We start from the raw sequence: 20,695 nt of genomic DNA on the forward strand, positions 1-20,695 counted from the left end.
TCCATCCGGATGGTTGACAGAATCATCCAGACGGGTGATAGTTGCCGGCATGAGACCTCACATCGCGATCATCGGCGGCGGAATCGGCGGGCTGTGCCTGGCCCAGGGGCTGAAGAAGGCCGGCCACCCGGTCACAGTCTTCGAGCGGGACCGCACTCCCGGCGACCGGCTGCAGGGCTACCGGGTGCACATCGACCCGAACGGCGCCCGCGCCCTGCGCGACTGCCTTCCCGCCCACCTGTGGCAGGCCTTCCTCGACACGGCCGGGGTCAGCGGCCAGGACTTCGGCTTCCTGACCGAGAAGATGGACCAGCTGCTGCTCATCGAGACGGCCAAGGCGGCCGACCCCGCCGACGACCACCACTCGGTCAGCCGCATCACGCTCCGCCAGGTGCTGCTGTCAGGCATGCAGGACGTGGTGCGCTTCGGCAAGACCTTCGAGCGGTACGAGCGCCTGGCCGACGGGCGCATCAGGCTGCTGTTCGAGGACGGCACGAGCGAGACGGCCGACATCGTGGTCGCGGCCGACGGCGGCAACTCGCGGGTGCGCAAGCAGTACCTGCCGCACGCCCAGCGCGTCGACACGCACATCACCACGGTCGCCGGCAAGTTCCCGCTCACACCGCAGACCAAGCGCCTGGTCGCCGACCGGCTCGTCGCCGGGCCCAACAGCGTCATCCCGCCCGTGGGCATGGGCCTGTTCTGCGCCCCGCACGAGCTCGGCGACGACGCCCCGCGCACCGGGATCGGCTCGACCGAGCAGGCCGGCGCGCTGATGGACAACACCAGCAGCTACGTTCTGTGGGCCTTCGGCGCGACCATCGACCGCTTCCCCAGCAACATTTCCCAGATGTCGGGAAAGGAGCTGAAGGACACCGTGGCGCGGATGATCCAGACCTGGCACCCCGACCTGCGCAAACTGGTCGACCTGTCACACCCCGACACGGTGACGCTGCTGCCGATCCGCACCTCGATCCCGATCGAGCCGTGGCAGGCCACCAACATCACGCTGCTGGGCGACGCGATCCACAGCATGACCCCGATGCGCGGCATCGGCGCCAACACCGCGCTGCGCGACGCCCGCCTGCTCCACCAGGCCCTGACCAGCGGCCAGGACCCGGTGCGGGCCATCGCGGCCTACGAGGAGCAGATGCGGGAGTACGGCTTCGCCGCCGTGCGCGACTCGATGAAGGCGGCCGAGCAGTTCACCGGCGGCAGCCGCCTGGCCAGGACGGGCTTCAAGACCTTCCTGCGTGTCGCGCAGCGCTTCCCCAAGCTCAAGGCGAAGGTGTTCTCCTGATGACGCCGATCCACCGGTCGGCCAAGGCGCCCCACTGGGCGCGCAGGGCGGGCTCGGCCGCCTCGATCTCCGCGAGCATCTCGGAGACGTCGCGGCCGAGCCGCTCGGAGTCGTCCTTGGCCCAGGCGCGGGCCGAATCCAGCAGCACCTCGGGGTGGAACTGCACGCCCCACGCCGACGAACCCAGACGGAAGGCCTGGTGCGGGAAGTCGGCGTCCCACAGCAGCGGCACCGCGCCGGGCGGCAGCACGCTGATCTCGTCCCAGTGCCACTGCACGGCCGCCGCCTCGGCCGGAAGCCCGCCGAACAACGGATCGTCGGCGACGGCGGGATGCGCGCGCAGCGGGAACAGGCCGACCTGGTGGCGGTCGGCCACCCGGACCTCTCCCCCACAGGCGGCGGCGAGCAACTGCCCGCCCAGGCACACGCCCAGCGTCGGCAGCTCGGTGCGCACCGCCTCCCGCAGCAGTTCCTGTACCCGCGGCAGCCACGGCGCGATCTCCACGTCGTAGGTCCCCGGGGTACCACCGAGCACGAGCAGCCCGCCGTACCCCTCCAAGGACGCGGGAACCTCATCCCCGCGGAACGGGCAGCGCAGGTCGAGCGGCACGCCAGCAGCGGCGATCCGCGAGCCGATGAGGTCGGGACCGGTACCGTCCTCGTGCTGAATGGCCAGGATCACAGCCGCCCCGCCGCGATGATCGACTTCAGGAACATGCGTGTACGCTCCTCAACCGGGTCGGTGAAGATCTGTGAAGGGGGACCCTGTTCGAGCAGGCTGCCCTGGTGGAGGAAGCAGACCTTGTCGGCGACCTCCTTGGCGAAGCCCATCTCGTGGGTGGCCAGCAGCATGGTCAGGCCCTCCTGGGCCAGTTGCCTGACGATGCCGAGCACCTCGGCGACCAGTTCGGGGTCGAGCGCCGCGGTGATCTCGTCGAGCAGCAGGACGCGCGGCTCCATGGCCAGCGTGCGCACGATCGCCACGCGCTGCTGCTGGCCACCGGACAGCCGGTCGGGGAACGCCTTGGCCTTGTCGGCCAGGCCCACCCGCTCCAGCAGGGCCATGCCCTTGTCCACAGCCTGCGAGCGCGACAGCCCGCCCAGCTTGATCGGGGCCAGCGTGACGTTGTCGAGCACGCTCATGTGCGGGAACAGGTTGTAGCTCTGGAAGACCATGCCGACGTCGCGGCGCAGCAGGTCGACGTCGACCCCGGCGCCGGAGACGACCTCTCCGTCCAGCGTGACGCTGCCGCCGTCGATCGGTTCGAGCGCGTTGACGCAGCGCAGCAGCGTGGACTTGCCGCTGCCGGAGGCGCCGATGAGGCAGATGACCTGGTGCTGCTCGACCGACAGGTCGATGCCGCGCAGCACCTCGTGCTCGCCGTAGCTCTTGCGCAGGTCGGAGATCTCGAGGAAGGCCATCAGGACCCCTTGGCCTTGTCGCGGGCGATGAGCCGGTCCACGAACCGCGCCTGCGGGATGGTGATGAGGATGAACAGTCCCGCCACCACGGTCACCGAGGACAGGTTGAAGTGGTTGGCGGAGAAGATCTTGGCCTGGTTGAAGGCGTCGATCGTGCCGATCACGTTGACCAGCGCGGTGTCCTTCTGCAGGCCGATGAAGTCGTTGAGCAGCGGCGGGATCACCCGCTTGGTCGCCTGCGGCACCACGACGTGGCGCATGGTGGCCAGGTAGGAGAAGCCGAGCGAGCGGGAGGCGGCGACCTGGCTCGGGTGCACCGACTCGATGCCCGAGCGGAACACCTCGGCCACGTAGGCGCCGTAGACGATGGTCAGCGCGAGGATGGCGTACCAGGTCTGGCTCAGCCCCGACAGGACGGGGATCTGCGCGATCGGCAGCCCGAACCCGATCAGGTAGATCACGATGATCGCCGGGACCGCCCTGATCACGTCGATGTAGGCGACCGCGAGCGCCCTGATCGGGCGCCCCACGCGGCCGGGGGCGAGCCGGGCCAGCGCCAGGATCAGGCCCCAGACGAGCACGAACACCTGCGCCACGACGGCGATGAAGAGGTTGGTGCCGAAGGCCCTGATGATGTCGAGCGTGCTGGTGCCGATCAGCTCGCCCTGGAAGAACGTCCGCTGCACCGCGGCGTCGTTGGCCAGCACGAACATCACCAGCGCCAGCGCGCACAGGACCGCGAAGGCCGTGCCCGCCGCGGTCCACGCCGACTCGCGCACGCGCGCGGCCAGCGCCCGCTTCTCCACGACGTCGCCGCACGCGGCGCACCGCCCCGAGCAGCGCCAGGCCTCCACGGCCGGTTTGAAGACGAGCAGTACGGCTGCCGCCGCCGCGACGGCCACGGCGCCGAAGACCCATTTCCACGACCCGGCGGCGGCCTGGAAGATCTCGGCGGTCACCAGCCAGGTCGCCACCGTGGCCACGCTCGCGGCCCCGAGCCCCAGCAACGCCAGCCCGCGGGCCGGGTGGGGGACGGGCTGCGCCGTGGCCCGCCGTACGGTGACGGCGCTCACGAGGCCTGCCACTGGGGGATGGCGGCCGGGTCGCCGCCGAAGGCCTTGGCGAGGTAGTCGGCGGAGAGCTTGTCGAGGGTGCCGTCCGACTTCATCTGGTCGATGATCTTGTTGATGGTGTCGGCGTTGGCGGAGTTCTTCGGGTAGAGGGCGCCGTAGGACTCGCCGGTGTCGAACTGGCCGGCGACCTTGAGCAGGCCGTTGGACTTCTGCGCGGAGCCGAGCATGATCGCCACGTCCTGGAGGGCGGCGTCGATCTGGCCGGCCTGCAGGGCGGCGCTCATCTCCGGGTCGTTGGCGAAGACCTTGGGCTGCTGCTCGGGCTTGAGCGTGTTGGCGACCCACAGCGCGCCGGCCGTGCCCTGCTTGACGCCCAGGCGCAGCTTCTTGATGTTGGCGGCCGAGGCGTCGGTGCCGTTCTTGATCATGACGCCGATGTTGGAGGCGAAGTAGGGGGCCGAGAAGTTGACGACCTTCTTGCGCTCGTCGGTGATGGAGATCTCGGCCAGCGCCATGTCGAAGTTCTGGGTGCGGCCGGAGACCAGCGCGTCGAACGGGGTGTTCTCGATCGCCAGCTTGGACAGGCCTGCCCGGTAGGCGATGTTGGCGGCCATGCAGTACTCGTAGCCGTCCTTGATCTGGGCCACGGTGTCGCCGTTCCACCAGCCGGGCGAGGGCAGGTCGCCCTGGACGCTCAGCGTGTCGGCGACGACGGGGTTGAGCTTGAACTCGCCGCGCTTGCCGCTGACCTTGCAGTTGCCGTAGGAGTCTCCGCTGGCCTCGGTGGTGTTGGCGGAGGAGGACGACCCCCCGCCGCAGCCCGCGGCGAGCAGGAGCGCCACCAGCCCCGCGGCGGCGAAGGCAGTTGAACGAAGGGTGACCATGTCGCTTCTCCAGGTAGGGGACCTGAACTCTTGCAAAAGCGTTTTGGCATCGTCAATAGTGTTTGCCAAAACGTTTTCTCACCGAGAGTATGGAGCCCGTGTCCCCTCGAATCGGCATCCGCGACGTAGCCAAGGCGACAGGACTGTCGATCACCACGGTCTCCCACGCGCTGAGCGGCAAGGGGCGCGTGTCCGACAGGACCCGGCAGACCGTGCGGGCCGCCGCCGAGCGCCTGGGCTACCAGCCGGACCCCGTCGCGGCCGGGCTGGCCTCGGGGCGGGTCGGCGTGCTGGGGATACTGGTCGAGCACATCGGGTCCCGGCAGTGGGAGCACACCTACCGGCCCTACTACGCCGCCTTCACCTCAGGCGCCACGATGCTGGCCGTCGAGCGCGACCACGCGCTGGTCGTACTGCCGACCGAACTGTGGGGCCGCGTGCCGCTCGACGGGCTGATCGTGGTCGACCCGGGGCACGGCCACCCGTTCATGACCGAGAAGCCGACGGTGGCCGACGGACGGCCGCTCGACACCGGCTTCGAGGCCGTGCCGGTCATCGAGAGCGACTCCGACCGGCGCCTGCACGAACTGCTCGACCACCTCCGGGGCCGCGGCGCCGAGCGCGTGGCGCTGCTGACGGGCTCCGACCCCGACTCCTACACCCTCGACACCGAGCAGGCCTACCGCGCCTGGAGCCTGGCGACGGGCAACCCGGTGATCATCGAGTCGCTGCAGCCCGGCGAGCCGCCCGCGGCGGCGGCCGAGCGGCTGCTGTCGCGTCCCGACCGTCCCGACGCGGTGCACGGGCTGAACGAGACCTACGGCGAGGCGCTGCTGAGCACCGCCCGCAAGCTCGGCCTGCGGATCCCCGACGACCTGCAGGTCACGATCATGTGCGAGACCGCCGAGGACAAGACCTGGGACGTGCCGCTGACCGTGCTGAGCCTGGAGGCGGAACGGCGCGGCGCGCTCGCGGCCGGGGCGCTCATCGACCTGCTCTACGGCGGCGATCCCGGCCGGTTGCTCGTGCCGACCCGGCTGGTGATGCGGGGCTCGACGAACTGAGTACCCCGTACTCATGCGTGGTTCCCGCTTCGGGACGATCGTCCAGGTATGTTCGCCATACGCGCGCGCCGCCTGTTCGACGGCGTCGACATGCACGAGAACAAGGTCGTGGTCGTGGACGGGTGGCGGATCGCCGACGTCACCGACGACGCGCCCGACGCCCTGGACCTGGGGGACGACGTCACGTTGCTGCCCGGGCTCATCGACTGCCACGTCCACCTGGCCTTCGACGCCAGCCTCGACCCGATCGGCCACCTGGAAGAGCCCGGCCTGGCCGACCGAATGCGCGAGGCCGCCACGCGGCACCTGCACGCGGGCGTCACGACGGTCCGTGACCTGGGCGATCGCGACTACCTGGCGCTGGAGCTCGGACTCGACGTGACCGAGGGCCCCGAGATCATCGGCGCGGGCCCGCCGATCACCACCCCCAAGGGTCACTGCTGGTTCCTGGGCGGCGAGGCCGAGGGCGAGCAGGGCGTGCGCGCCGCGGTCCGGGAGCGGGCCGAGCGCGGGGCGCGGGTGGTCAAGATGATGGTCACCGGCGGCGAGATGACCCCTGGCAGCGAGCCGTACCTGCTCCAGTACGGCATGGCCGAGCTGAAGGCCGCCGCCGACGAGGCCCACGAGCTCGGCCTGCCCATCGCCGGCCACGCCCACGCCCCCGAGGGCATCGTCTACGCGCTCGAGGCCGGGTTCGACACGATCGAGCACTGCGCGTTCTGGACCGAGGACTCGATCGAGCCCGACGCGGGCATCATCGCCAGGCTGGCCGCCTCGGACGTGATCGTGTCGCTCACCGCCGGGATCGTCCCGGTGCGGAACCTGACGCCGCCGCCCAACCTGGCCAAGCGGATGCCGCTGCTGATGGAGACGCTGCGGCAGCTGTACAGGGGCGGGGTGAAGTTCGTCATCGGCAGCGACGCGGGCATCGCACCGGTCAAGCCGCACGGGTTGCTGCCGTTCGGCGCGAAGATGCTGGTGGACCTGGGGTTCGAGCCGGTCGACGTGCTGCGTTCGATCACCTCGCGGGCGGCTCAGGCCTGCCGGGTGGGCGACGCCAAGGGCCGCCTCGCCCCCGGGTTCGACGCCGACCTGGTGGCCGTCCAGGGCGACCCGCTGGCCGACGTGACCGCGTTGCAGGTCCCTGTGGCGATCTACCGGCTCGGCAGGAAGGTGCCGCTGCCGGGTTAGGGTTCCAGGATGCGGATCGGAGTCCTGGGCCCGCTCCAGGTGGCGGGGGTCGACATCGGTGCCGCCCGGGTGCGGGTGCTGCTGGTGCGGCTGGCGCTGGAGCCCGGGCGGGTGGTGACGGCCGAGCGGCTGATCGACGACCTGTGGCCGGAGGAAGCGCCCGAGCATCCTACGGCGGCGCTGCAGTCGCTGGTGTCGCGGGCGCGGCGGCAGGCGCCCGGGCTGATCGCCTCCCATCCGGCCGGCTACCTGCTCGACGTGCCGCCGGGCGAGGTGGACGCCTGGGAGTTCGAGCGCCTGGTGCGGGCCGGCGAGCCGCGGGCGGCGCTGGCGCTGTGGCGCGGCCCGGCGCTGGCGGACGCGCTCGGCCTGCCGTTCGCGCAGGGCCCGGCGGCGCGGCTGGAGGAGCTGCGGCTCACGGCGCTGGAGGCCACCGGCCCGTCATTGCCGGAGCTGGAGGGGCTGGTCGCCGACCATCCGCTGCGCGAGGGGCTGCACGCGCTGCTCATGCGCGCGCTGGTGGCGGCCGGGCGGCGGGCCGAGGCGCTGGAGGTCTTCGAGCGGATCCGCGAACGGCTGGCCGACGAGCTGGGCATGGACCCGGGAGACGAGCTGCGGCAGGCGCACCTGCTCGCGGTGCGGGACCCGGAGCCGAGGACCAACCTGCCCGCCCGGCTGACCAGCTTCGTCGGGCGTTCCGACGACGTCGCGCGGCTGCGGGGCCTGCTGGAGAGCGGGATCAGGCTGGTGACGCTGGCGGGCCCCGGCGGCGCGGGCAAGACGCGGCTGGCGGTCGAGCTGGCCGACACGCTGGCCCTGCGGGGCGACCCGGTGTGGCTGGTGGAGCTGGCGCAGGCCTCGGGGGTGCGGGCGGCCGTGGAGGCCACGCTGCGCGTCACCGATCCGGTGGCGGAACTGCGCGGCGGCTCGGCGCTGATCGTGCTGGACAACTGCGAGCACATGATCGACGAGGCCGCGCACGTGGCGCAGTGGCTGCTGGCGGAGATACCGGACCTGCGGATCGTGGCCACCAGCCGGGAGCCGCTGGACATTCCCGGCGAGTCGCTGCACCCGGTGACGCCGCTGCGTGAAGCGCCCGCCGTGGAGCTGCTGCTCGACCGGGCCGCCGCGGCCAGGCCGGATCTGAAGGTCGAGGCGCGGGAGGCGGCCAGGATCTGCCGGGAGCTCGACGGCATCCCGCTGGCGATCGAGCTTGCCGCCGCCCGGCTGCGCACGATGCCGGTCTCGGCGCTGGTCGAGCAGTTGGGCGACCGGCTGGGGTTCCGCGGCAGCCGTACCTCCGAGCCGCGGCACAGGACGCTGCGCGCGGTGATCGACTGGAGTTGGAATCTGCTGTCGGAGCAGGAGCGGGAGCTGTTGCGCGGGCTGACGGTCTTCTCCGGAGGCGCGACGGCCGAGGCGGTGCGGCTGGTGTGCGGCGGGTCGCTCGAGGTGCTGTCGTCGCTGGTGGACAAGTCGCTGATCGCCGTGGCGGGCGACCGGTACACGATGCTGGAGACGATCAGGCAGTACGCCGCGGCCGAGCTGCCCGAGGTGACGGCCGCGCACGCGCGCCACTACACGGGGCTGGCCGAGACGGCCGAGCCGTACCTGCGGACCGGCGAGCAGCTGGAGTGGCTGGCGGTGCTCGACGCCGAGCAGGGCAACCTGGACGCGGCGCTGCGGCGCACGGACGATCCGCTGCGGCTGATCCTGCCCCGGCTGTGGCCGTGGATCATGCGGGGCAGGCGGCACGAGGCGGCCGAGCAGGCGGCGGCGGTGCTGCGCAGGGTGGGCCCGGTGGCTCCGGCCGGCCGCGAGCTGGCGCACGGGCTGTGCAAGGTGATCGTCACCGGCGAGATCTCCGAGGCGGTACGCGAGTCGGACCATCCGGCCGCGCTCAACTCCTTCGTGCTGGCCAGCCTGACCGGGCCCCCGCAGGGGACGGTCGCGCTGACCGAGTCCGCCGTCGAGCGGCTGGGTGATCACCCCGATCCGTGGACCAGGTCGGCGGTGCGGCTGATCGCCGGGATCGTGCGTTTCGAGTACGGCACCGTGGCCGGCACCGAGGACCTGCTGCTGCCGGCGCTCGACGGGTTCCGCGCGACGGGCGACCGGTGGGGCCTGTCGTACACGCTGCACTGGCTGTCGCTGGCGGCCGAGAACCGCGGCGACTACGCCGCCGCGCTGGAGCTGGCCGAGGAGTCCGAGCGGTTCGGCGCCGAGATCTCCGGCCTGGAGACGCCGGCGGGCCCGATCCTGTTCCTGGTACGGCTGGCCCGCCTGCGAGCGGGCATGGGCGACCTGGCGGGCGCCGCGTCCCTGGTCGGCAGGGCCTGGCAGGCGGCGCAGCGGGCGGACGAGCCGCTCGCCCTGGCCAGGGTGCTGCACGTCAGGGGCGAGCTGGCCAGGAGGTCCGGCGATGACGGGGCCGCCGCCGAGCTGCTGCGGCAGGCACTCGAGCTGGCGGGAACCGGCGCTCCCGCGCAGTTCCTGGCGACCGTGCGGGTGGAGCTGGCCCGGGTGTCCGAGCCCGGCGAGCAGCTGCGGGCGGCGCTTGAGCTGATGGCCGACTGCCCTGACAGGACCGCCAGGGCCTCCGTGCTGGAAGGCGTGGCCGAGTTCTGCCCGCCGCCACTGGCCGCCGAGCTGCTCGGGGCCGCCTCGGCGCTGCGCGGCATCCCCGTCGATCGCGAGGAGGTGCGCCAGGCGCTGGGCGAGCGGGCCTACCGGGAGGCGCTGGCCAGGGGCGCCGCGATGCCGAACCCCGAGAGGTACGCGCTCAGCCCCGCCTCGTCGCCGTGGTAGCCGATGTAGCCGTCGGGGCGGACCAGCATGACGCCCTCCTGGCCGGGGAGCGGGGGCACCACCTTGATCTGCTCGCCGTACTCCTGCGAGGTGTCGGCCAGCAGCAGGAAGTGCGTGCCGCGCTGCTCGGCGAACAGGGTGCCGAGCCGCTCGCCGCCGCGCTCACCCACCGACAGCGGGCTGCCGTAGTAGGCAAGGCCGAGCTGCTTGGTCTCGTCGCCGCGGTTGAGGTCCCGGTCGCGCAGCAGGCGGGTGCTGAGCCCGAGGACGTGCTCGGCGATGCCCATCCGCTCGTACTCGTAGGTGTCGATCAGCCGCTCGTTGCCGGAGGCGAGCTTCCAGCCGAGGTTGTAGGCGTCCTGGACGCCGGTGTTGAGCCCCTGGCCGCCGGCGGGTGAGTGGACGTGGGCGGCGTCGCCGGCCAGGAAGACGCGGCCTACCCGGAAGCGGTCGGCCATGCGGATGTTGACGCGGTATTCGGAGCGCCACACGATCTCGTCGACCTCGACGTCGGTCACGTCGTCGAGGCTGTCGAGCGTCGTGACGAGCTGGAAGACGTCGGTGCCCGGCAGCGGGCACAGGCTGACGCGCAGCTCCTTGGCCACCATGTCGCCCCAGATGTGCCAGTGATCGCGGTCGAGGCCGCGCACCTTGACGTCGGCCAGCAGCATCCGCTCGCTGTCGAAGGTCTCCCCCACGAAGCCGACGCCGAGCCGCTTGCGCACGGTGCTCCGCCCGCCGTCGGCGCCCACGAGGTAGGCGCAGCGCACGGTCTCGCCGGTGCTCAGCGTGACCGTGACGCCGTCGGCGTCCTGCTCGAAGTCCGTCACCTCGGCGCCCAGCTCGACCTGGTGTCCCAGTTCGGCCAGCCGGTCGCGCAGGATCTGCTCGGTGCGCCACTGCGGCTGCATGACCAGGTTCGGGTACGGCTCGCCGTCCGTGACCGGCTTGACCTCGTCCATGCGGCCTTCCCAGACGACCTGGCCGTCCTGGTAGCTGCGGATGGGCGGGTAGGCGGAGCCGGTGGCCACGATCTCGTCGATGACGCCGAGGTCGTCGAAGACCTCCTGCGTGCGGGGCTGCAGCCCCTTGCCGCGCACACCGCCGGGGTGCTCCGGCGAGCGCTCCACGATGCGCAGGTCCACGCCGCGGCGGGCGAGCTCGATGGCCAGGGTCAGTCCGGTCGGCCCGGAGCCGACGATCAGCACGTTTGTCATGCCGCAGACATTGCCAGGCGCCGCTGTCAGATCTCTGCCAGGCCCTGTCATCCGATAGTGTGTTCGCATGCTGCTGCTCATCGACGCCCAGCGCAACATGCTGGAGCCGCCAGCGCCGGTCCTGTCCGCGGGCCCGGTAGGCGCCGCGATCGCCACCCTGCTCGAGCGTGCCCGCACGGCCGGGGCCCCGGTGATCCACGTGCGCAACAACGGCGGGCCCGACGACCCCGACAAGCCGGGCACACCGGGGTGGGAGCTGGTGCACGCGCCGCTGGCGGGCGAGCCGGTCGTGGACAAGACCGTGCCCGACTCCTTCGACGGGACGGACCTGGAGGGGCTCGTGCCCGCCGGGTCGACGATCGTGGTGGCGGGGATGCAGAGCGAGTGGTGCGTCAGGGAGACCTCGCTGGCCGCGCTCGCCCGCGGGCACCGGGTCCTGCTGGTGGCCGGCGCCCACTCGACCTACGACGAGGGCGTGTCCGACGCGGTGGAGCGGGAGCTGGCCGAGGCCGGGGCCGAGCTGGTCACCCTTGACCGCGTCGCGTTCTGACGACCTCCGACAGCACGTAGCACAGGATCGCGCCGAACACGAAAGGCCCGGAGAAGTCGATCTCGGGTACGAGGTCCCGGTCCTGGCCCAGCCTGTGCAGCGCCAGCGAGGTCGCCAGGTAGGGCAGGAAGGGCGCCGGCACGCCCGCGATCAGAGACAGTACGGCCAGCCAGGTCAGCCGGGCCGCGTTGCGCCCGCGCGCGGGCTCGTCGGCGATCGACAGGACCATGGCGCGCAGCAGGAGCCCTGCCACGCCCACGCACACGCCGACCACCAGCGCTCCCCCGCCCATCGCCAGGCGTTCGGCCGCGGTGGAGTCGGGGGCGTCCACCGCGCCGGGTGCGTCGCGCGGGGGGCCATCGACGCCGACGGGAACGATCCCGACGGGATGGACCCGCAGGGGCATGACATGGTGGACCCGGGTGGTGCCGCCGACCACGACCACCGCGCCCCCGAGCACCCCGGCCCCCGCGATCACGAGGCATAAGCCCGCGAGCCACCGGACCAGCGTCCCGTTCATGGGACCTCCTCCCCGTCCCGCCATTGTGGAGCGGGCCAGGCCGGCCGTAAACGGATTCACCCAAGCAGGCAACAGCCTGGCCAATCCTCGATCATCATGTACCTTGACTATCAAGGAAAGAGGGATGCATGGACATACGCGAGCAGCTGGGACTGGAGGTGCAGGCCTCGCAATCCGCCGTGGACGCCTACGACGAGGCCGCCGCACAGTACCTGGGCGTCAACCGGACCGACCTGCGGTGCATCGAGGTCCTGCTCGAGCACCAGGAGATAACGCCGTCCCAGCTGGGCGTGGCCCTCGGGCTGACCACCGGCAGCGTCACCGCGATGCTCGACCGGCTGGAGAAGCTGGGCTACCTGACCCGCTCCCCCGACCCGGGCGACCGGCGCAAGGTGATCGTGCGCGCCACCGAGGAAGCCCGGGCGAAGGGCTGGGAGCTGTACGGGCCGATCGTCGAGGACGGCGCCTCGATCCCCGCCTCCTACACTGACGAGCAGGTCGAGCTGCTGCTCGACTTCACCAGACGGTCGCGGGAGCTGTACGAGCGGCAGATCGCCAAGCTCAGGGAGAGGATCGGCGAAAAACGCCCGCGCAAGCGGTGATCTTCCCTCTTCGCGGAGAATGCGCGACGCTGGTGGCGACTTTCACAGCGACGTGAGGAGACCCGTGGCCGATCCGGCAGCGCTCGAAACCCGGGGCAGCGATTTCGCCCGGCTAGCGACGAAGATCCAGGACGCCGGTCTCCTCGACCGGCGTCCTGTCTATTACATGATCCGGCTGAGCTTGGCCGCCCTCGCCTACGCAGGCTCCTGGGCGCTGTTCGTGTGGGTGGGCGACTCGTGGTGGCAACTGCTGGTGGCCGCGCTGCTGGCGGTGGTGTTCACGCAGTTCGGGTTCATGGCCCACGACCTGGGCCACCGGCAGGTCTTCCGCAGGCGCGGCCCCAGCGACATCGCCGGGCTGATCGCCGGCAACGCCGCCATCGGGCTCGGCTGGGGTTGGTGGAACACCAAGCACAACCGCCACCACGCCAATCCCAACCACGAGGACCACGATCCCGACGTCTCCCCCGCGGTGATCGTCTGGTCGACCGACCAGGCCGCCAGGAGCACCGGGCTGCCCCGCTTCGTCGCCCGCCGCCAGGCCTTCTTGTTCTTCCCCCTGCTCACGCTCGAGGCCTGGCATCTGCACGTGGCCAGCTTCAAGGCGCTGCTGAAGCCGTCGACCAAGCGGCGCCCGCTCGAGGCGGCCCTGCTCGTGGGCCACTTCGCCGTCTACTTCGCAGTGGTGTTCGCCACCCTGTCGCCGGGCAAGGCGCTGGCGTTCCTGGCCCTCCACCAGGGCCTGTTCGGGCTGTACCTGGGCTGCACGTTCGCGCCCAACCACAAGGGCATGCCGCTGCTGACGTCCGCGGACCAGCTCGACTACCTGCGCAAGCAGGTGCTCACCGCGCGCAACGTCACCGGCGGGCTGCTGCTCGACGTGGCCTTCGGGCAGCTCAACTACCAGATCGAGCACCACCTGTTTCCCAGCATGCCGGCGCCCAATCTGCGGCACGCCCAGCCGATCGTGCGGGCCTACTGCGAGCAGGAGGGCATCGACTACGCCGAGTGCGGCCTGCTGAGCTCCTACGGTCAGGCGTTGCGACACCTGCACGAGGTCGGCGCCCCGCTTCGGACCTAGCCACCGAGCCGCTGGAGGAGATCTTCCCGTCTGCGTTCCAGATCGCCGATGACGACGTCCTGCTCGTCGGCCATCTGGATCATGGAGGAGCGCTCGACCAGGTCGGTCGCTCCCATCTCCCCGACCTGGGCGCGCAGTTCGCGGTTGGCGGCCTTCAACTTGGCCAGATCCTCTTCGACCTGGCGAAGCTCGTCCCTAGTGCTCATTTCCCTGATGTACCCGCACGGAGAACGCCGCTAGCACAATGGAGGGCATGCGCAGATTGTCCTGGAGCATGCTGATCTCCATCGCGGCCCTGGTCGCCGTGCTGATCGGCACCGTGCTCGCCTTCATGTACCAGGAAGGCAAGCACGCCAACTGGCTGGACTTCGCGCTCCCCGTGGTGGCCGGCGCCATGGTGCTGGTGCGCGAGCGCTACCCGGTGGCGGCGCTGATCATCGTGTCCCTGGCGACCTTGGCCTACTACCCCACGGCCGCCTACGACGGGCCGCTCATCATCCTGCCGTTCCTGGTCCTGTACACCGCCGCCGACAAGGGCCACCTCACCGCCGCCATCGTCACCGCCGCCGTGTGCCTGCTCGGCCTGGGAGTGGGCGAGATGGGCCCGGTCAGACACGTGGACAACAGCACGTTCCTCCTGATCACCGGCTGGATGGTGGCGGCGGTCGCGGCCGGCGGCGTCACCAGGAACCGGCGCGCCTACCTGCGCGAGGTCGAGCAGCGCGCGATCGAGGCCGAGCACGGCAGGGAGGAGGAGGCCAGGCGGCGCGAGAGCGAGGAGCGGCTGCGCATCGCCAGGGAGCTGCACGACGTGCTCGGCCACAACATCTCCATGATCAACGTGCAGGCCTCCGCCGCGCTGCACGGGCTGCGCAAGCGGCCCGAGGACGCCGAGCAGGCGCTGGAGACGATCAAGCAGGCCAGCAAGGAGACCCTGCGCGAGCTGCGCACCACGCTGGGCGTGCTGCGCCAGGTGGACGAGGACGCGCCGACCGCGCCCGCCGCCAGCCTGGCCAGGGTGGGCGAGCTGGTGGCGGCCAGCGGGCTGGAGGTGCGCACCGAGGTGTCGGGGGCGCTGGACGGGGTGCCGACCGAGGTGGACCTGGCCGCCGTGCGCATCATCAGGGAGGCGCTCACCAACGTCTCCCGGCACTCCGGCACCGACACCGCTACGCTCGCCATCACCCACGAGTCCGGAAGAATCGTGATCAGCGTGGAGGATGAGGGGCCGGGGTCCGACTACGCCGACGGCAGCGGGTTCGGCCTGCAGGGCATGCGGGAGCGGGCGACCGCGCTGGGCGGCACCCTGCAGGCGGGGCCGCGTCCCGGCGGCGGGTTCCGCGTCCTGGCCACGCTGCCGTTGCAGGCCGGCCGTACCCGACAGAAGGAGAGCCGATGATCAGGGCGCTGCTCGCCGACGACCAGAGGCTGGTGCGGGCCGGGTTCCGGTCCATTCTCAGCGACGAGGACGACATCGACGTGGTCGCCGAGGCCGCCAACGGCGGCGAGGCGGTGGCCATGGCGCGCGAGCTGCGGCCCGACGTGGTGCTGATGGACATCAGGATGCCGGAGCTGGACGGGCTGGAGGCGACCAGGCGCATCGTCACCGACCCGCGCATGGACGGGGTGCGGGTGATCATCCTGACCACCTTCGACCTGGACGACTACGTCTACGGCGCGCTCAGGGCCGGCGCCAGCGGATTCCTGGTCAAGGACACCGAGCCGGCCGAGCTGATCCACGCGGTCAGGGTGGTGGCCCGCGGCGACGCGCTCATCGCGCCCTCGGTGACGCGCAGGCTGATCGCCGAGTTCGCCGGCCGGGTGCAGCGCCCCGAGCCGGGTCCCGAGCTCAACGCGCTCACCGAGCGCGAGCGGGAAGTGCTCGTCCTGGTCGCCAACGGGCTGTCCAACGACGAGATCGCCGCCCATCTGGTGCTCAGCCCCGCCACGGCCAAGACGCACGTCAGCCGCATCATGACCAAGCTCGGCTCCCGTGACAGGGCCCAGCTGGTGGTCCTCGCCTACGAGGCGGGCATGATCACGCCGGGCTGGCTTACTCCCTGAGGAGTACGGCCGGCGGCCCCCAGCCACCCAGGATGTACGCGCGATGCCTGCCCGGGCATGACGCGGCGGCGGTAGCCGTAACGGGATCCTCGCCTGCATGGACACCGTTGACCTCGCCCGCCTGCAGTTCGCCCTCACGGCGGGGGCGCATTTCCTGTTCGTCGCCCTGACGCTGGGGCTGGCCACGCTGGTGGCGGTCATCCAGACGCGGGCGACGCTCACCCGCAGCCCGGTTCACGAGCGGATGACGAGGTTCTGGGGCCAGCTCTATGTGATCAACTACGCGATGGGGATCGCGACGGGGCTCGTGATGGAGTTCCAGCTCGGGCTGTCGTGGAGCGGGCTGACCGAGTTCGCCGGGAACGTGTTCGGCGCCTCGCTGGCGCTCGAGACGTTGGTGGCCTTCTTCGTCGAGTCGACGTTCCTGGGGTTGTGGATCTTCGGCTGGAACCGGATGAACCGGTGGGCGCACCTGGCGACGATCTGGATCGTCACGCTGACGGCCTACGCCAGCGCCTTCTGGATCATGGTGTCGAACGGGTTCCTGCAGAACCCGGTCGGCTACCGGGTGGCGGGCGGGACGCTGGAGGTGACCGACTTCGGCGCGGTGGTGTCCAACCCGGCGGCGCTGGTGGCCTTCGGCCACATCCTGTCGGGGGCGCTGGTCCTGGGCGGGCTGTTCATGGCCGGGGTGAGCGCCAGACACCTGCGCAAGCGGACGGCCGAGCAGGACTTCTTCCGCAAGTCGCTGCGGATCGGGATCGGCGTGGCGCTGCCGGCGCTGATGGTCACCGCGACCATGGGCGGCATGGGGTTCCAGACGATGCAGCCGACCAAGCTGGCCGCCTACGTCGGCAACGCCGACCGGATGGCGCAGGCGCAGGCCGACATGGTCGCCCGCTACGGCCCCGGCGACTACCTGCCGCCGTCGGGCTGGGTGCACGCCGGGTCGCTGACCATGCTGATCCTGTTCGCGGTGATGCTGTTCGTGCTGATCCCCAGCTTCCTGCTGATGCTGATCCGGCCGGTCGTGCGCGGGTTCCGCGCCTGGCACTGGCTGCTGACCGCGATGATCCCGGTCCCGTTCGTCACCATGCTGGCCGGGTGGGTGTTCCGGGAGATGGGGCGCCAGCCGTGGGCCGTCTACGGGCTGCTGAAGACCGCCGACGCGATGTCGCCCGGGGTGCCGATCGGGTTCTCGCTGGCCGGATTCGTGACGGTGTTCGCCGTGCTGATCCTGGTCAACTACTGGCTGCTGGCGCGCACCGCGCGGCGTGGTCCTGTGACCGTCGCGCTCGGCGAGCAGCCGGTCCCGGCGCTGAGCTTCTGAGGAGGACGTGATGGAGATCTTCGTGCTGGCCTTCTTCGTGCTGGGATACCTGGTGCTGGCCGGGGCCGACATCGGGGTCGGGATGCTGCTGCCGTACCTGGGGCGCGGGCCTGAGGAGCGGCGCGAGGTGATCGCCGCGATCGCGCCGTTCTTCCTGGGCAACGAGGTGTGGCTGGTGGCCTCGGTCGGGGTGCTCGCCGGGCTGTTCCCGCAGCTGGAGGGGCGGCTGCTGAGCGAGAACTTCGTCGTCGTGGTGACGCTGGTGCTGGCCTGGGTCGTGCGGGACATGGGGCTGTGGCTGCGCGGGCGGCTGGCCGGGGCCCGCTGGCAGGGGTTCTGGGACGGCGCGATCGTGGCGGGCAGCTGGGGGCTGGCGCTCAGCATCGGCTCGCTGCTTGGCGACGTGCTGCTCGGCATCCACGGGCCCGTCGCGCTGCTGCCCGCGCTGGTGGTGGCCGCGCTGTTCGGGGCGCACGGGCTGGCCTTCGCGGCACTGCGCCTGCGGGGGCCGCTACGCGACAGGGCCGCCGTGCTGTCGGGCGGCGCGGGCGAGCAGCGCACCTACGCGCTGACCGCCGCGGGACTGGTTCTGGTGGCGTTGCTGGCCGGGCTGCGGCTGCCGCTGGTGCCGGGAGCCTCGGGGGCCTGGCTGACGCCGGTGATCATGGCGATCCTGCCGTTCCTGGTGGCCTCGCAGGCCTGGGTGTGGTGGACGTTCAGGGGCAGGGTGACCGGACCGTCGTACCTGTGAGAGCGTTCGCTGCATGAAGGTACGTGAACTGCGGCTTGTCGTGACGGCCGAGGATTATGAGAAGGCGCTGGAGTTCTACCGGGATGAGCTCGGCATGCCGGAACGGGGGGCGTTCTCCTCGCCCGATGGTGGCAGGGTGACGATCCTGGAGGCGGGCAAGGCCACCTTGGAGATCACCGATCCGCGCCACGCGGCCTACATCGACGAGGTCGAGGTGGGGCGCAGGGTTGCCGGGCACATCCGGGTGGCCTTCGAGGTGGACGACTCCCCGGCCACCACTGACCGGCTCGAGGAGGCGGGCGCCACCGTGATCGCCCCGCCGACCAGGACCCCGTGGAACTCGCTGAACTCCCGCCTCGAGGGGCCCGCCGGGCTCCAGCTGACCCTCTTCCAGGAGCTGGGGGATCAGGAGGTCGAGTCGTAGGCCGCGCGTGAGGCGGCCACGTACGCGCGGTGGAGCTCGGCCCAGCGCAGCAGCGAGCCGACCTCCACCGCCAGCGTCTGGCCCACCTCGGTGAGCGCGTAGTCCACGCGCGGCGGCGAGGTGGGCGTGACCGTCCTGGTCACCAGGCCGTCGCGCTCCAGGCTGCGCAGCGTCAGCGTGAGCATCCGCTGGGAGATGCCCTCGATGTCGCGCTGCAGCTGGGAGTAGCGTCGCGGCCCGTGGCCGAGCAGGTCCATGACCAGCACGCTCCACTTGTCGCCCACCCTGTCGAGCACGTCGCGCAGCTCGCAGCGAACATCGTTGTGCGTTACGCGGGTCAAAGTGCCTTCTTCCACGTCACCCAGCATATGGCCCACACTTTCGATTGGTAACTAACGAACAGAAAGTGTGGTTTCTCATCATGCGCGCAGTTGCTTTTGACGACTTCGGCTCCTCCCCCGCGCTGACGGAGCTGACGGTGCCCGAGCCCGGTCCCGAGGAGGTGCTCGTCAAGGTCTCCGCCTCGTCCGTCAACGGGTTCGACCTGGGCGTGCTCGGCGGGTTCCTCAAGGGAGCCTACGAGTACGAGTTCCCCGTCACGCTGGGCAAGGACTTCGCCGGCGTGGTCGCGGGCGTCGGGTCCGAGGTGACGGGCTTCGCTCCGGGCGACGAGGTGTTCGGCGTGGTCGCGCGGCCGACGCTCGGCCAGGGTGGTTTCGCCGACTACCTCGCGGTCCCCGCGGCCTACGGGATCGCGAAGATCCCCGCTGGGCTCGACCTCACCCGGGCCGGTGCGCTCGGGCTGTCGGGCACCGCCTCGCTCAACGCGGTCGACGCCGTGGCGCCGGCCGCCGGGGAGACCGTGCTGGTCTCCGGGGCGACCGGCGGGGTCGGCTCATTCGCCGTCCAGTTCCTGGTCGCGCGCGGGGTCACGGTGATCGCGACCGGCCGGCCGGGTGCCGAGGCCGAGTTCGTGACCGGCCTCGGCGCGCAGCACGTGGTGGACCACACCGACCTGGAGGCCCAGGTCCGCGCCATCGCACCCGCGGGCGTGGACGCGGCCCTGCACCTGGCCGGTGACGGCGCGGCCGTGGCGGGGCTCGTGGCGCCCGGTGGCCGGTTCACCTCGACGATCCACTTCGTCCCTGACGAGCCCGGCATCAAGGCCACGACCATCATGTCGGACCCGAGCCCGGCCACCCTCGCCCGCCTGGCCGACGACGTGGTCGCCGGCCGGCTGCGGGTTCACGTGGCCAGGGTCTTCGACCTCCCCGAGGCTCCCCAGGCCATCGCCGCCTTCACCGAAGGCACCCTGGGGAAGATCGGTGTCCGGGTCGCCTGATCAGAACAGCGGCTTCCCGCGCCGGGGTCGGCGAGACGTGGGTCGGCGGTCGCCCGGCGCCTTGTGCGGCGGGCCAGGGGACCGTGGTGCCCGGGTCAGGAGGTCGTGCGACGCGTCGGGGGTAGCCGGGACCGTGGTGCCCGGGTGACGAGGCGCCGTGACGGCGGGCGAGGATCCCCGACTCGCCGGAAGCGCCGGGCGCGGGCCCTCAGCCGGAGTGCGGCGGGCGGCCGGCGGCGGCGGCCTGCCGTACGAGAAGAAGAAGTCGCATGAGAAGAAGAGGGTTACAGGTTGCCGCCGCCTGTGGCGTCGATGGTGGTGCCGGTGATGAAGCGGGAGGCGTCGCCGGCGGCGAAGGCGATGACGTCGGCGATCTCGTCGGGGTCGCCGATGCGGTTGAGCGCGTGGAGGCTCGCGGCGTAGGCCTCGGCTTCGGGGTTGTCGCGCAGCCAGCCCGCGTTCATCGGCGTGTCGATGATGCCGGGCGCCACGTTGTTGACCGTGATGCCGCGCGGCCCGAGCTGCTTGGCCAGGGCGAGCGTGAACGTCTGGACCGCGCCTTTCGTCATGGCGTAAGCGATGCCCTCGGGGTAGGCGATCCGCGCGACGCCCGAGGTGACGTTGACGATGCGGCCGCCGTCGGGGATGAGCGGCAGCAGGCGCTGGGTCAGGAAGAACAGGTCGCGTACGTTGACGGCGAAGACGCGGTCGAAGCCCTCGGCGGTCTCGTCCTCCAGGCGCCGCTGCGCGGCGACGCCTGCGTTGTTGACCAGCACGTCCAGCCGGTCGACCTGCTGCTCCAGCTGCGTGGCCAGCGACTCGACGGCGCCCTCGGCGCCCAGCTCCGCCTGGACGGCGAACGCCTGACCGCCGCCCTCCTCGATGGTCCGCACGACCTGCTTGGCGGACTCGGCGTCCCTGGCGTAGTTCACGGCGACCCGGAAGCCGTCGGCGCCCAGCTTGAGTGCGGCCGCGCGGCCGATTCCGCGGCCGGCACCGGTGACGAGTGCGGTCTTCATCACGTCCCACCTTTCTTTAGCGATCGATACAGAACCATAACATAGCGATCGTT

The 20,695-nt window shown here is 71.3% G+C and carries 22 protein-coding genes; 13 read left to right on the forward strand and 9 right to left on the reverse strand.

Translation table 11 applies throughout. The features are described from left to right. The first annotated feature begins 49 nt into the window (after nt 1-49). On the forward strand, nt 50-1,300 hold the full coding sequence (locus KIK09_RS48620) for an FAD-dependent oxidoreductase (protein ID WP_214326382.1): 1,251 nt from the start codon (nt 50-52) through the stop codon (nt 1,298-1,300). Here KIK09_RS48620 and KIK09_RS48625 read toward each other — a convergent pair. Genes KIK09_RS48625 through KIK09_RS48640 form a run of 4 tightly spaced genes read right to left on the reverse strand, consistent with a single transcriptional unit; the run spans nt 1,278 to nt 4,679 of the window. Beyond that, on the reverse strand, nt 1,278-1,982 hold the full coding sequence (locus tag KIK09_RS48625) for a type 1 glutamine amidotransferase (RefSeq protein ID WP_214326383.1): 705 nt from the start codon (nt 1,980-1,982) through the stop codon (nt 1,278-1,280). The genes KIK09_RS48620 and KIK09_RS48625 overlap by 23 nt on opposite strands. Continuing rightward, a complete protein-coding gene (locus KIK09_RS48630; protein WP_214326384.1) occupies nt 1,979-2,722 on the reverse strand; it encodes an amino acid ABC transporter ATP-binding protein in 744 nt (247 codons plus the stop codon). Before KIK09_RS48630 ends, KIK09_RS48625 begins: the two co-directional genes overlap by 4 nt. Continuing rightward, nucleotides 2,722-3,795 (reverse strand): amino acid ABC transporter permease, encoded by a 1,074-nt coding sequence (locus tag KIK09_RS48635; protein WP_214326385.1) that lies wholly within the window; start codon nt 3,793-3,795, stop codon nt 2,722-2,724. The genes KIK09_RS48630 and KIK09_RS48635 overlap by 1 nt, the downstream gene beginning before the upstream one ends. Further along, on the reverse strand, nt 3,792-4,679 hold the full coding sequence (locus tag KIK09_RS48640) for an ABC transporter substrate-binding protein (RefSeq protein ID WP_214326386.1): 888 nt from the start codon (nt 4,677-4,679) through the stop codon (nt 3,792-3,794). The genes KIK09_RS48635 and KIK09_RS48640 overlap by 4 nt, the downstream gene beginning before the upstream one ends. A gap of 98 nt (nt 4,680-4,777) precedes the next feature. Here KIK09_RS48640 and KIK09_RS48645 point away from each other — a divergent pair, with 98 nt between their 5' ends. The 3 genes from KIK09_RS48645 to KIK09_RS48655 are packed head-to-tail and all read left to right on the forward strand — an operon-like array spanning nt 4,778 to nt 9,742. Then, the gene (locus tag KIK09_RS48645) at nt 4,778-5,743 is read left to right on the forward strand and encodes a LacI family DNA-binding transcriptional regulator (RefSeq protein WP_214326387.1); all 966 of its coding nucleotides are present in this window, start codon (nt 4,778-4,780) and stop codon (nt 5,741-5,743) included. Nucleotides 5,744-5,791: 48 nt separating this feature from the next. Continuing rightward, a complete protein-coding gene (locus KIK09_RS48650; protein WP_214326388.1) occupies nt 5,792-6,934 on the forward strand; it encodes an amidohydrolase family protein in 1,143 nt (380 codons plus the stop codon). Between the two features lie 9 nt (nt 6,935-6,943). Then, a complete protein-coding gene (locus tag KIK09_RS48655; protein WP_214326389.1) occupies nt 6,944-9,742 on the forward strand; it encodes an AfsR/SARP family transcriptional regulator in 2,799 nt (932 codons plus the stop codon). On the opposite strand, the gene KIK09_RS48660 is transcribed toward KIK09_RS48655, so the two are convergent. Continuing rightward, entirely contained in the window at nt 9,661-10,959 is a 1,299-nt protein-coding gene (locus KIK09_RS48660; protein ID WP_214326390.1) for an FAD-dependent monooxygenase, read from the reverse strand. The two genes, KIK09_RS48655 and KIK09_RS48660, sit on opposite strands and share 82 nt — an antisense overlap. 67 nt (nt 10,960-11,026) lie before the next feature. Here KIK09_RS48660 and KIK09_RS48665 point away from each other — a divergent pair, with 67 nt between their 5' ends. Then, complete coding sequence (locus tag KIK09_RS48665; protein WP_214326391.1) at nt 11,027-11,509, forward strand: isochorismatase family protein; 483 nt, start codon at nt 11,027-11,029, stop codon at nt 11,507-11,509. Here KIK09_RS48665 and KIK09_RS48670 read toward each other — a convergent pair. Then, nucleotides 11,484-12,029, reverse strand: a complete 546-nt coding sequence (locus KIK09_RS48670) for a hypothetical protein (protein ID WP_214326392.1) — start codon at nt 12,027-12,029, stop codon at nt 11,484-11,486. The two genes, KIK09_RS48665 and KIK09_RS48670, sit on opposite strands and share 26 nt — an antisense overlap. Nucleotides 12,030-12,157: 128 nt before the next feature. Between KIK09_RS48670 and KIK09_RS48675 the strand changes: the two genes are divergently transcribed. Together KIK09_RS48675 and KIK09_RS48680 are read left to right on the forward strand one after the other, a co-directional pair. Further along, nucleotides 12,158-12,631, forward strand: a complete 474-nt coding sequence (locus tag KIK09_RS48675) for a MarR family transcriptional regulator (protein WP_214326393.1) — start codon at nt 12,158-12,160, stop codon at nt 12,629-12,631. Between the two features lie 64 nt (nt 12,632-12,695). Continuing rightward, nucleotides 12,696-13,712, forward strand: a complete 1,017-nt coding sequence (locus KIK09_RS48680) for a fatty acid desaturase family protein (protein WP_308164748.1) — start codon at nt 12,696-12,698, stop codon at nt 13,710-13,712. On the opposite strand, the gene KIK09_RS48685 is transcribed toward KIK09_RS48680, so the two are convergent. Continuing rightward, the gene (locus KIK09_RS48685; RefSeq protein WP_214326395.1) at nt 13,709-13,918 is read right to left on the reverse strand and encodes a hypothetical protein; all 210 of its coding nucleotides are present in this window, start codon (nt 13,916-13,918) and stop codon (nt 13,709-13,711) included. The two genes, KIK09_RS48680 and KIK09_RS48685, sit on opposite strands and share 4 nt — an antisense overlap. A gap of 47 nt (nt 13,919-13,965) precedes the next feature. Here KIK09_RS48685 and KIK09_RS48690 point away from each other — a divergent pair, with 47 nt between their 5' ends. The 5 genes from KIK09_RS48690 (at nt 13,966) to KIK09_RS48710 (ending at nt 18,281) form a co-directional block, all read left to right on the forward strand. Continuing rightward, complete coding sequence (locus tag KIK09_RS48690; RefSeq protein ID WP_250575010.1) at nt 13,966-15,111, forward strand: sensor histidine kinase; 1,146 nt, start codon at nt 13,966-13,968, stop codon at nt 15,109-15,111. Continuing rightward, nucleotides 15,108-15,776 carry a response regulator gene (locus tag KIK09_RS48695; protein WP_214326396.1) on the forward strand — a complete coding sequence of 223 codons (669 nt, stop codon included), beginning with the start codon at nt 15,108-15,110 and terminating at the stop codon, nt 15,774-15,776. Before KIK09_RS48690 ends, KIK09_RS48695 begins: the two co-directional genes overlap by 4 nt. Before the next feature lie 97 nt (nt 15,777-15,873). Further along, complete coding sequence (locus KIK09_RS48700; protein ID WP_214326397.1) at nt 15,874-17,106, forward strand: cytochrome ubiquinol oxidase subunit I; 1,233 nt, start codon at nt 15,874-15,876, stop codon at nt 17,104-17,106. A 10-nt stretch (nt 17,107-17,116) separates the two neighbouring features. After that, nucleotides 17,117-17,857, forward strand: coding sequence for a cytochrome d ubiquinol oxidase subunit II (locus tag KIK09_RS48705; RefSeq protein ID WP_214326398.1), 741 nt, complete (start codon nt 17,117-17,119; stop codon nt 17,855-17,857). A 13-nt stretch (nt 17,858-17,870) separates the two neighbouring features. After that, nucleotides 17,871-18,281 carry a VOC family protein gene (locus tag KIK09_RS48710; RefSeq protein WP_214326399.1) on the forward strand — a complete coding sequence of 137 codons (411 nt, stop codon included), beginning with the start codon at nt 17,871-17,873 and terminating at the stop codon, nt 18,279-18,281. On the opposite strand, the gene KIK09_RS48715 is transcribed toward KIK09_RS48710, so the two are convergent. Next, a complete protein-coding gene (locus KIK09_RS48715) occupies nt 18,263-18,622 on the reverse strand; it encodes a winged helix-turn-helix transcriptional regulator (RefSeq protein ID WP_250575011.1) in 360 nt (119 codons plus the stop codon). The two genes, KIK09_RS48710 and KIK09_RS48715, sit on opposite strands and share 19 nt — an antisense overlap. An 80-nt stretch (nt 18,623-18,702) precedes the next feature. On the opposite strand from KIK09_RS48715, the gene KIK09_RS48720 reads away from it, so the two are divergent. Then, complete coding sequence (locus KIK09_RS48720) at nt 18,703-19,623, forward strand: NADP-dependent oxidoreductase (RefSeq protein ID WP_214326401.1); 921 nt, start codon at nt 18,703-18,705, stop codon at nt 19,621-19,623. Between the two features lie 284 nt (nt 19,624-19,907). Here KIK09_RS48720 and KIK09_RS48725 read toward each other — a convergent pair whose 3' ends face one another. Continuing rightward, nucleotides 19,908-20,642: an SDR family NAD(P)-dependent oxidoreductase gene (locus KIK09_RS48725; RefSeq protein WP_214326402.1), complete on the reverse strand. Its 735-nt coding sequence runs from the start codon at nt 20,640-20,642 to the stop codon at nt 19,908-19,910. Nucleotides 20,643-20,695: the final 53 nt, after the last annotated feature.

Origin of the sequence: Nonomuraea sediminis (assembly GCF_018531495.1) — a bacterium.
Classification (GTDB): domain Bacteria; phylum Actinomycetota; class Actinomycetes; order Streptosporangiales; family Streptosporangiaceae; genus Nonomuraea; species Nonomuraea sediminis.